Here is a 10,082-nt window from a genome sequence, read left to right as displayed (position 1 = left end):
GGCGATCAACGCCGACAAGCACGTGATCATCTGTGGCTACGGCCGCTGCGGGCAGAACCTGGCGCGGCTGCTGGAAGCCGAGGGCATCCCCTACATGGCCCTGGACCTCGACCCCGACCGCGTGCGCCAGGCCGCCGCCGCCGGCGATTCCGTGGTGTTCGGCGATGCCGCCCGGCTGCAAGCCCTCATGGCCGCCGGCCTGCACCGCGCCAGCGCGGCCGTGGTGACTTTCAACGACACCCTCGTGGCGATCAAGGTGCTTCACCACGCCTCGGAGCACGCGCCGCACGTGCCAGTGGTGGTGCGCACCATGGACGACACCGACCTGGAGCGGCTGCGCGCGGCCGGCGCGGCCGAGGTGGTGCCCGAGGCCATCGAGGCCAGCCTGATGCTGGCCAGTCATGCGCTGGCGCTGGTGGGCGTGCCCATGCGCCGGGTGCTGCGCGTGGTGCAGGCGCAGCGCGATGCGCGCTATGAACTGCTGCGCGGCTACTTTCGCGGCGCCGACGATGACACGGCGGACGAACTGCAACAGGAGCGCCTGACCACGGTGACGCTGCCACGCGCCGGCCGCACGATCGGCCATTCGCTGGGCAGCCTGGCTTTGCCAGCCACGGGCGTGCGCGTGGTCAGCCTGCGCCACGCCAACGGGCGTTCCGGTGCGCCGCACGACGACGTGGTGCTCGCCGGTGGCGACACGCTGGTGCTCAGCGGGCAGCCGGCCGCGCTGGCACTGGCCGAAGAGAAGCTGCTGCTGGGCTGAAGCGCGGGGCGCCGGGGCCGTCTTCCATAATCCCCGCCATGGACACCGCCGCCTACCTGCGCTCCCACATCCGCACCGTACCCGACTGGCCCGCCCCCGGCGTGATGTTCCGCGACATCACCCCGCTGCTGCAAAACCCCAAGGTGTTTCGCGTGCTCATCGACACCTTCGTGCACCGCTACATGGATCCGACCCTTCGCCCCACCGTCGTGGCGGGTCTGGACGCGCGCGGTTTCATCATCGGCTCCGTGCTGGCCTACGAACTGGGGGTGGGCTTCGTGCCCATCCGCAAGAAGGGCAAGCTGCCCTTCAACACGGTGGAAGAGACCTATGAGCTGGAGTACGGCAGCGCCACGGTGGAGCTGCACACCGATGCGGTGAAGGCGGGTGACCGCGTGCTGCTGATCGACGACCTCATCGCCACCGGCGGCACCATGATGGCGGGGCGCCGCCTGCTGGAGAAGCTGGGCGCCGAAGTGACCGAGGGCGCCGCGATCGTCGATCTGCCCGAACTCGGCGGCTCGGCCAAGCTGCGCGACAGCGGGCTGGCGCTGTTCACGCTGATCGATTTCGAGGGGCACTGAGCAGCCTGAGCCACACGGCTTCGCCCTCAGGTGCAGAACAAGGCGGGGCGCAGCAGGCAGTGCTCATGCACGGCAAGGCGCGCCAACGCGGTTGTGCGCCTGACTGCGAAGCCGTGTCAGATCTTGCCGTGCTGTGTATCGCTGAGCGCAGCGAAATCGCTCACCGCCTCGGGGGTGGGCATCGGCAACTGGGGCTCTTTGGGGTGGCGCATGGTCGCCGCCGGTAGCGAATTGATCGCTTCACGGAAGGCGCGCACCTCGTCCTCTCCCACGGCCTGCGCGGGCGCGCGGCTGGCGGACACGGCCGGGCGCGGAATGGAGGTGTCCGGCACCTCGCGCCGCGTCTGCGCCGGCACCGCCGCGCGCAAAGCCTGGCCCACCTGCTCGGGCGTGGCCTTGCGGCGCCAGTACACGCCGCGCACGTCCATCACGTGCCGGCTCTTGGCGCTCTGCTGGATCCAGCGCTCGATCTCCAGCAGGAATTCGTCGGGCATGGACTGGGCGGGCAACGCCAGGTCGACCAGCGCGATGAAGGTGTCGCCATTGGCGTCCAGGTTGAGCACCTTGAACGAGTAGCTGGTGGACAGCACGCCGCCGCGGATGAGCGACTCGCGCACCACCGCGAACAGTTGCTCGCGCCGCAACAGCCGACGCCCGCGCCGCGGCGAGATCAGCGGCATGGTGGTGGTGCGAAAGGCGTTGCGGGCGCGCGCGAAGGCGCCCTTGCCAGCAAACGGTTTCCGGGCCGACAACCAGTTCAGGAACGACATGTTGAGTGTGGTGATCACGTGGCGGCGGGTTCGTGAGCGTAAGGGGCCAGCATGTCGCCTTGGGGTAACGAGCCGTTGAACGGCGTCACGTCACCGCCACGCGCTTGGGTTTGTTGTACATGCGCCGCGCCAGCACGGCCGACATGGCGATGGTCAGTTCCAGGGCGATCTGCGGGTGCCGCACGCCCAGCTCGCGAAAACGCAGTGGCATGAGGCACCACAGCCGGCAGTCGCTGCCCGCGTTGACGGTGGCGCTGCGGGGCAGGTGGCTGAAGAAGGCGCCTTCACCCAGCAGGGAGCCCGCACCCACCACGGCGATGCGAACGCGCTCCTTGGCGTCCTCGTAGTGCACCGTGAGCGTGCCGCTCTCGACGAAGTAGACGGTGCGGTCTTTCACGCCCTGTTCGATCAGCACCTGGCCCTGCTGCAAGGCGACGGGCTGCATGTAATTGGCCAGCGTGACCCAATGGGCGTCGCTCAGGTTCAAAGGCACCGCGTCCAGGGCACTGCTGTGGCGCATGGCTTGCGCCAGGTGCTGGATGTCGAAGCGCGCAGGGGCGGCGGTGGGGGCACTCATGCGCCAAGTGAACCCCAGCGCGTCGCACGGCGCAACACCGGCGTAACCCATCCTTACAGATCGGTTCCCAGCGGTGCGGCACAACCCGTGAACGGCAGCACGGAAAACTATTTGCCGATGCAAAAACGCGAAAAAATGACGCCCAGCAAGTCGTCGGCGGTGAACTCGCCGGTGATTTCGCCCAGCGCCTGTTGCGCGAGGCGCAACTCTTCGGCCAGCAGATCGAGTTGTGCGGCGGCCTCGCGCAGGCGCGCGTCGGCGAATTCGAGGTGCTCGTCGACACGCGCGAGCACCTGCAGGTGCCGCTCGCGCGCCATGAAGAGCCCGTCGCCGCCGGGCTGCCAGCCCGCCAGTTGCAACAAGCGCTGGCGCAGCGCGTCGAGCCCGGTGCCTAGCTTGGCCGACAGCGCGATGTCGTCGGCCCCTTGCGGCGCGGCGTCCGCCTGATCCAGCTTGTTCCACACGTGCAGCACCGGCACGCCCGCGGGCAGGCCGCGCGCGATGTTGGCGTCGGCATAGCGGTAGCGCGGCTCGCCCCAGCGCGTGAGGTCGTGCAGGAACAGCACCGCGTCGGCGCCGCGGATGCGCTGCCACGCCCGCTCGATACCGATGCGCTCGACCTCGTCGATCTCTGGGCTGTCGCGCAGGCCGGCCGTGTCGGTCACGTGCAGCGGCACACCCTCGATCTGGATGGTCTGCTGCACCACGTCCCGCGTGGTGCCCGCGATGGGTGTAACGATGGCGAGCTCGGCGCCCGCGAGCGCGTTGAGCAAGGAGCTCTTGCCGGCGTTGGGCTGGCCGGCGATCACCACCTGCAGGCCGTCGCGCAGCAGGGCGCCCTGGCGCGCCTCGGCGCGCAGCACCGACAGGGCTTCGCGCAGGCGATCGAGCTGGCCCTGCGCGTCGGCCTTCTGCAGGAAATCGATCTCTTCCTCGGGAAAGTCCAGCGTGGCCTCGACCAGCATGCGCAGGTTCGTGAGCGACTCCTGCAGGGTGTGCACGCGCCGCGAGAACGCGCCGTCGAGCGAGCGCGCGGCGCTGCGCGCGGCCGCTTCGGTGCTGGCGTCGATCAGGTCGGCCACGGCCTCGGCCTGCGCGAGGTCGAGCTTGTCGTTGAGAAAGGCGCGCTCGGTGAACTCACCCGCGCGCGCCAGGCGCAGGCCCGGCAGGCTGGCGCGCGCCACCTCCAGGCAGCGCGCCAACAGCAACTGCAGCACCACCGGCCCGCCGTGGCCCTGCAGTTCGAGCACGTCTTCGCCGGTGTAGGAATGCGGTGCCGGAAACCACAGCGAGAGCCCGTGGTCCAGCGGCTGCCCGTCGGCCCCGCGCCAAGGCCCGTAGGTGGCCTCGCGCGGCTTCAGTTCGCGCCCGAGCAGCGCGCGCACGAAGGGCGCGAGCCCTTTGCCCGACACCCGCACGATGCCCACGCCGCCCCGGCCGGGGGCCGTGGCGATCGCGGCAATGGGATCGGCGTGGTGAGGCAGCATGAAAAAGCGGTGGTGCGCCAGCCCCCAGACCCAGGGACACCACGGAGCCGGCTTCGCCGGGCCGTGGGTGTCGTCCCCCTGCAAGGGGGAAGCCGCGAAGCGGCGCAGGGGGTTACTTGAATTTCGGAAGGTTGAACTTGAGCGGCACACCCATGCGGTGATTGATGTGCGCCTGCTGCAGGATCGTCAGCACGTTGTTCGTGATCCAGTAGAGCACCAGGCCCGACGGGAAGAAGAAGAACATCACCGAGAACACCAGCGGCATCATCCACATCAGCTTGGCCTGCAGCGGATCGGGCGGCAGCGGGTTCAGCGCGGTCTGGATCATGGTGGTGACGGCCATCACCAGCGGCAGGATGTAGAACGGGTCGGGAGACGACAGGTCGTGGATCCACGCCACCCAGGGCGCGTTGCGCATCTCCACGCTGGACAGCAGCACCCAGTAGAGCGCGATGAAGACGGGGATCTGGATCAGGATGGGGAAGCAGCCGCCGAGGGGATTGACCTTCTCCTCGCGGTAGATCTTCATCATCTCCTGCTGCATCTGCTGCGGGTTGCTCTTGAGGCGCTCACGCATTTCCATGATGCGCGGGTTGATCGCCTTCATCTTGGCCATGCTGCGGTAGGCGCTGGCGTTGAGCCAGTAGAACGCGGCCTTGATCAGCACCACCAGCAGCACGATGGCCCAGCCCCAGTTGCCCACGAAGCCGTGGATCTTCTCGAGCAGCCAGTACAGCGGCTTGGCCAGGATGGTGAGCCAGCCGTAGTCCTTCACGAGCTCCAGACCGGGGGCGAGCGTTTCGAGCTGCTTCTCGTCCTGCGGCCCGACGAACAGGCGGGCCTGCACGGTCTGCGACTGGCCCGGTTCGATGGCGGGCAAGGAGGCGAGGCTGCCCACCGAGTACAGGTTGTCGGCCACCTTGCGCACGAAGTTCTCGCGCGCCACGCCCGCGTCGAGCAGCCAGGCGGTGGCGAAGTAGTGCTGCACCATGGCCACGTAGCCATCGCTCGCGTTCTTCACGTAGCTGGCCTTGTCGCCCTCGATGTTCTTGAACTCGACCTTCTGGAACTTCTGTTCCGTGGTGTAGACGGCCGGGCCGGTGAAGGTGGAATAGAAGGGTGTCTGGCTTTCCACCGTACTGCCGTCGCGCACGAGCTGGCGGTAGAGCTGCGGGCTCACCGGCGCGCCGCCGAGGTTGCGAACCTCGTGCTGCACGCCGATGTCGTAGTGGCCACGCTTGAGCGTGTAGGTGGTGACGAGCTGCACGCCACCGACTTCCGCGGATTCGTAGCGGATCTGCAGCGCGTCCTGGCCTTCGGCCAGCGTGGTGGGCGCATCGCCCGCCAAGCGCATCGGCGTCTTGTGCGTGGGGAAGCTGCCACCCACCAGGCCGCTTTGCGCCACGTAGGTGCGCTGGCCGGTCTGCGACAGCAGGGTGAAGGGTGTCTGGATCGCGCGGTCGGCGCCGCCCGAGGCCTGGGCGTGCTTGAGCAACTGCGCGCCGATCAAGGCGCCGCCTTCGCTGCTGAAGCTCAGGCGCAGTACGTCGGTGGTGACTTCGTGGCGCGTGGCGGCAGCCGGGGCGGAGGCCTCGGCGCCCGGCACCGCACCGGCACCGGCCGAGGCAGGACTGGTTGCGCTCGGCAGCGAGGCATCGGCGGTGGGCTGCGCCGGCGCGGGCGCGCCGTTGGCGGGCGCGGTCACGGCCGGCGGCGAGCTGGTGGGGAAGAAGGTGGCGGGCTTGCCGTTGTGAATCTGCCATTTGTCCCAGATGAGGACCATGGCGAAACCGAAGACCACCCACAGGATGGAGCGACGAATGTCATTCATGACGCGTTCTTGTTTTCGGGGTTTCGGATGAGCAGGCGCGTGAACAGGCCCTCTGGGCGCTCGGTGGGTACCGGGTCGTGACCGCCCTCGCACCACGGGTGGCAGCGCGCCAGCCGATTCAGGGTGAGGCGGCTGCCAGTGAGGGCGCCATGGCGCTGCAAGGCGTCCAGCGCGTACGCGGAGCAGGTGGGCTCGAAGCGGCAGCCGCTGCCCAGCCAGGGGCTCAGCAGCAGCCGATAGCCCTTCACGAGGGCGATCAGCGTGCGACGGGGGAGATCAAGCCACATGGCCGCGGGGGGCAAGGGGCGCGGCCGGCGCGGGCACGCGCGACCACAGGGCCAGCAACTCGGCCCGCACGGCGCGCTTGAGCGCGTCGGAACGGGCGCTGACGAACTGCTTGGGATCGAACGCACCGCGCAGGCGCACCACGTGCGCCGCCGCCGGCAACCCCTCGCCCGAAGGCGCGGTGGCGTAGATCTGGCGGCGGATGGCGTTGCGGGTGACGGCCCGGCGGGCCCAGCGCTTGGGGATCAGCACGCCGAGCCAGGGGCCGGCGGCGGGAAACAGCGCGTTGGGGCCCTCGGCCGGGTCAAGGACGAGGCGGTGAAGGGCGAAGTGGGGCGTCTTGGCCACGGGGGCACTGGCCAGCACAGCCTGGAACTGGGGCCGGGTCCGCAGCCGCTGGATCACCGGCGGGCGAGGCTCGACCGGACTCAGACCGCCAGACGCTTGCGGCCCTTGGCGCGGCGGGCATTGATGACCGCGCGGCCACCGCGCGTCTTCATGCGCACGAGGAAGCCGTGGGTGCGGGCGCGGCGGATCTTGGAGGGCTGGTAGGTGCGTTTCATGGTATGGGCTCTGAAATCGGGGAAACCCGCAATTATCGCCAGAAACCCCCTGTTGCGGCAAGCCATTGCCCTTTGGGCCCACGCGCACCCGGCCGGGCCGGCGCACGGGTCGAAATCGCCCGGAGGCGCTTGTGGATAACTGGCGCGCATGCCTACAATGCGCGCCCTGGGGTGCCGCCCCTTGTCCACAACTACAAACAGCTTCCCTTCTTCCCGAATGTCCGAGGGCACCACCCCGTCTGCCGCGCTGCGCGACGACCGCTCCATCTGGGCGGCGTGCATCGAGCGCCTGGCCCAGGAAATCCCCGAGCAGCAGTTCAACACCTGGATCCGGCCCCTGACCGCCACGGTCGCGCCGGACGCTTCCAAGGTGGTGCTGGCCGTGGGCAACCGCTTCAAGCTCGACTGGATCCGCGCCCAGTACGCCAGCCGCATCAGCGCCTTGCTGGAAAGCGTGCACGGCTCGCCCGTCACTCTGGAGTTAGCGCTCGCTCCTCGCGAAGCCGTTGCCCGCACGATGCCGGCCAACCGGCCCACCTTCGAAGCCACCCCCGACTCGGTGCTCGGTGAGTTGGCCGACATCGCGCCCGCCGAACCCGCCAGCACCCCCAAGACCCGCCTCAACCCCTCGCTCACCTTCGCCTCGCTGGTGGAGGGTTCGGCCAACCGCATGGCGCGCGCCGCGGCCATGCACGTGGCCGGCAGCCTGGGGCAGTTGTACAACCCCCTGTTCATCTACGGCGGGGTCGGCCTGGGCAAGACCCACCTGGTGCACGCCATCGGCAACCACCTGCTGGCCGAGCGGCCCCAGGCCAAAGTTCTCTACATCCACGCCGAGCAGTTCGTCTCGGATGTGGTTAAGGCCTATCAGCGCAAGACTTTCGATGAGTTCAAGGCCCGCTACCACTCGCTGGACCTCCTGCTGATCGACGACGTGCAGTTCTTCGCCAACAAGGACCGCACCCAGGAGGAGTTCTTCAACGCCTTCGAGGCGCTGCTGGCCAAGAAGAGCCACATCGTGCTCACCAGCGACACCTACCCCAAGGGCCTGGCCGACATCCACGAGCGCCTGGTCTCGCGCTTCGACTCCGGCCTGACGGTGGCCATCGAGCCGCCCGAGCTGGAAATGCGCGTGGCCATCCTGATCAACAAGGCCGCCGTCGAAGGCGCCGTGATGCCCGAGGAAGTGGCCTTCTTCGTCGCCAAGAACGTGCGCTCCAACGTGCGCGAGCTCGAGGGCGCGCTGCGCAAGATCCTGGCCTATTCGCGCTTCAACCAGAAGGACATCTCCATCCAGCTGGCGCGCGACGCCCTGAAGGATCTGCTGTCGATCCAGAACCGGCAGATCAGCGTCGAGAACATCCAGAAAACGGTGGCCGACTTCTACAAGATCAAGGTCGCCGACATGTACAGCAAGAAGCGCCCGGCCAGCATCGCCCGGCCGCGCCAGATCGCCATGTTCCTGGCCAAGGAGCTCACCCAGAAGAGCCTGCCCGAGATCGGCGAGCTCTTCGGCGGGCGCGACCACACCACCGTGCTGCACGCCGTGCGCAAGATCGCCGGCGAGCGCCAGACGAACACCGAACTCAACCAGCAACTGCACGTCCTGGAGCAGACCCTGAAGGGGTGAGCCCGGCGTGAGCCTTTCCAAGCCAGCCAAACTGGTAAACAGCGTTCAAAAAGGGCGAGAATAGGGGGGTTTTGGCCCGCCGATCCCGGCCCGGGAGCATCTTCATCAAGAAAGAGCGCAGATGATCGTTTTCAAATCCTCACAGGACAAAGTCCTGGCCGCGCTGCAGTCGGTCGCGGGCATCGTGGAACGGCGCCACACCCTGCCCATCCTGGCCAACGTGCTGTTGCGCAAGACGGGCTCGCAACTGCAGCTCACCACCAGCGACCTGGAAATCCAGATCCGCACCACGGCCGAGCTCGACGGCGACAGCGGCAGCTTCGCCACCACCCTGGGCGCACGCAAGCTCATCGACATCCTGCGCACCATGCCCGGCGACCAGACCGTGAGCCTGGAGCACACCGGCGGCAAGCTCATCCTCAAGGGCGGCAAGAGCCGCTTTACCCTGCAAAGCCTGCCGGCCGAGGATTTCCCGCTGGTGCAGGAATCGGCCAGCTTCGGCCCCGTGTTCAGCGTGCCGCAGAAAACCCTCAAGGGCCTGCTGAGCCAGGTGTCCTTCGCCATGGCGGTGCACGACATCCGCTACTACTTGAACGGCATCCTGTTCGTCGCCGAGGGCAAGCAGCTCAGCCTGGTGGCCACCGACGGCCACCGCCTGGCCTTCGCCTCCGCCACGCTCGACGTGGAAGTGCCCAAGCAGGAGGTCATCCTCCCGCGCAAGACCGTGCTGGAACTGCAGCGCCTGCTGTCCGACAAGGACGGCGCCATCGAGATGCAGTTCGCCGCCAACCAGGCCAAGTTCAGCTTCGACGGCATGGAGTTCGTCACCAAGCTGGTCGAGGGCAAGTTCCCCGACTACAACCGCGTCATCCCCAAGAACCACAAGAACATCGTCACCCTGGGCCGCGCGCCGCTGCTCTCCAGCCTGCAGCGCACCGCCATCATGACGAGCGAGAAGTTCAAGGGCGTGCGCCTGAACGTGGAGCCCGGCACCCTGCGCGTGGCCTCCAGCAACGCCGAGCAGGAAGAGGCCGTGGACGAGCTCGACATCGACTACGGCGGTGACACCATCGAGATCGGCTTCAACGTCACCTACCTCATCGACGCGCTGCAGAACATGGGCCAGGAAATGGTCCGTGTCGAGCTCGCGGATGGCAACAGCTCGGCCCTGGTGACCAACCCCGACGACAACGCCTTCAAATACGTCGTCATGCCCATGCGCATCTAAGCGCGCGGCCTCCCGACCCGACATCGAGCCCGACCCGCTGACCAGCGGGTTTGGCGTTTTTAGCGATAGAGAAAGTTCCTATGTCCGACGCCTCCTCGAGCCCCGATAGCTCCAATTTCCAGCCCAAGATCGACGCCAACCAGGCCGGGGCAAGCGAAGGCTACGGCGAGGGCTCCATCCAGATCCTCGAAGGCCTGGAGGCCGTGCGCAAGCGCCCCGGCATGTACATCGGCGACACGTCCGACGGCACCGGCCTGCACCACCTGGTGTTCGAGGTGGTCGACAACTCCATCGACGAAGCGCTCGCCGGCCACTGCGACGACATCGTCGTCACCATCCACACCGACAACTCCATCAGCGTGGT

The 10,082-nt window shown here is 67.9% G+C and carries 11 protein-coding genes and 1 pseudogene; 5 read left to right on the top strand and 7 right to left on the bottom strand.

What is annotated here, in order from left to right; translation table 11 throughout:
* On the top strand, nt 1–763 hold a 763-nt coding region (locus VLG41_RS21585), incomplete at its 5' end, for an NAD-binding protein (RefSeq protein WP_325351437.1).
* Between the two features lie 38 nt (nt 764–801).
* Nucleotides 802–1,347, top strand: coding sequence for an adenine phosphoribosyltransferase (locus tag VLG41_RS21580; protein ID WP_325351436.1), 546 nt, complete (start codon nt 802–804; stop codon nt 1,345–1,347).
* A 116-nt stretch (nt 1,348–1,463) separates the two neighbouring features.
* On the opposite strand, the gene VLG41_RS21575 is transcribed toward VLG41_RS21580, so the two are convergent.
* The 7 genes from VLG41_RS21575 to rpmH form a co-directional block, all read right to left on the bottom strand.
* Nucleotides 1,464–2,135, bottom strand: a complete 672-nt coding sequence (locus VLG41_RS21575) for a hypothetical protein (protein WP_325351435.1) — start codon at nt 2,133–2,135, stop codon at nt 1,464–1,466.
* A 67-nt stretch (nt 2,136–2,202) separates the two neighbouring features.
* A complete protein-coding gene (locus VLG41_RS21570; protein ID WP_291017117.1) occupies nt 2,203–2,694 on the bottom strand; it encodes a Crp/Fnr family transcriptional regulator in 492 nt (163 codons plus the stop codon).
* 107 nt (nt 2,695–2,801) lie between these two features.
* On the bottom strand, nt 2,802–4,181 hold the full coding sequence (gene mnmE / locus VLG41_RS21565; protein WP_325351434.1) for a tRNA uridine-5-carboxymethylaminomethyl(34) synthesis GTPase MnmE: 1,380 nt from the start codon (nt 4,179–4,181) through the stop codon (nt 2,802–2,804).
* A 112-nt stretch (nt 4,182–4,293) separates the two neighbouring features.
* Nucleotides 4,294–6,012: a membrane protein insertase YidC gene (gene yidC, locus VLG41_RS21560; RefSeq protein WP_325351433.1), complete on the bottom strand. Its 1,719-nt coding sequence runs from the start codon at nt 6,010–6,012 to the stop codon at nt 4,294–4,296.
* Nucleotides 6,009–6,299, bottom strand: coding sequence for a membrane protein insertion efficiency factor YidD (gene yidD / locus VLG41_RS21555; protein WP_325351432.1), 291 nt, complete (start codon nt 6,297–6,299; stop codon nt 6,009–6,011). Before yidD ends, yidC begins: the two co-directional genes overlap by 4 nt.
* Complete coding sequence (locus tag VLG41_RS21550; protein ID WP_325351438.1) at nt 6,289–6,699, bottom strand: ribonuclease P protein component; 411 nt, start codon at nt 6,697–6,699, stop codon at nt 6,289–6,291. The genes yidD and VLG41_RS21550 overlap by 11 nt, the downstream gene beginning before the upstream one ends.
* A 26-nt stretch (nt 6,700–6,725) precedes the next feature.
* On the bottom strand, nt 6,726–6,860 hold the full coding sequence (rpmH, locus tag VLG41_RS21545; RefSeq protein WP_006299042.1) for a 50S ribosomal protein L34: 135 nt from the start codon (nt 6,858–6,860) through the stop codon (nt 6,726–6,728).
* A 217-nt stretch (nt 6,861–7,077) separates the two neighbouring features.
* On the opposite strand from rpmH, the gene dnaA reads away from it, so the two are divergent.
* From dnaA to gyrB, 3 genes and pseudogenes are all read left to right on the top strand, one after another.
* The gene (gene dnaA / locus VLG41_RS21540; RefSeq protein WP_325351431.1) at nt 7,078–8,490 is read left to right on the top strand and encodes a chromosomal replication initiator protein DnaA; all 1,413 of its coding nucleotides are present in this window, start codon (nt 7,078–7,080) and stop codon (nt 8,488–8,490) included.
* 121 nt (nt 8,491–8,611) lie between these two features.
* Complete coding sequence (dnaN, locus tag VLG41_RS21535; RefSeq protein ID WP_325351430.1) at nt 8,612–9,718, top strand: DNA polymerase III subunit beta; 1,107 nt, start codon at nt 8,612–8,614, stop codon at nt 9,716–9,718.
* An 80-nt stretch (nt 9,719–9,798) separates the two neighbouring features.
* Nucleotides 9,799–10,082: pseudogene (gyrB, locus tag VLG41_RS21530) on the top strand (DNA gyrase subunit B); the annotation flags it as partial.

The organism is Hydrogenophaga sp. (assembly GCF_035481345.1).
Classification (GTDB): Bacteria; Pseudomonadota; Gammaproteobacteria; order Burkholderiales; family Burkholderiaceae_C; genus Hydrogenophaga.
The sequence above is the reverse complement of the archived record's forward strand: the minus strand, read 5'-3'. Positions and strand labels throughout refer to the sequence as shown.

Excerpts from the sequence above, each read along its gene's own strand:
- VLG41_RS21580 (WP_325351436.1), top strand. The coding sequence starts at position 802 with ATGGACACCGCCGCCTACCTGCGCTCCCACATCCGCACCGTACCCGAC.
- VLG41_RS21570 (WP_291017117.1), bottom strand. The coding sequence starts at position 2,694 with ATGAGTGCCCCCACCGCCGCCCCTGCGCGCTTCGACATCCAGCACCTG.
- mnmE (WP_325351434.1), bottom strand. The coding sequence starts at position 4,181 with ATGCTGCCTCACCACGCCGATCCCATTGCCGCGATCGCCACGGCCCCC.
- yidC (WP_325351433.1), bottom strand. The coding sequence starts at position 6,012 with ATGAATGACATTCGTCGCTCCATCCTGTGGGTGGTCTTCGGTTTCGCC.
- yidD (WP_325351432.1), bottom strand. The coding sequence starts at position 6,299 with ATGTGGCTTGATCTCCCCCGTCGCACGCTGATCGCCCTCGTGAAGGGC.
- rpmH (WP_006299042.1), bottom strand. The coding sequence starts at position 6,860 with ATGAAACGCACCTACCAGCCCTCCAAGATCCGCCGCGCCCGCACCCAC.
- dnaA (WP_325351431.1), top strand. The coding sequence starts at position 7,078 with ATGTCCGAGGGCACCACCCCGTCTGCCGCGCTGCGCGACGACCGCTCC.
- dnaN (WP_325351430.1), top strand. The coding sequence starts at position 8,612 with ATGATCGTTTTCAAATCCTCACAGGACAAAGTCCTGGCCGCGCTGCAG.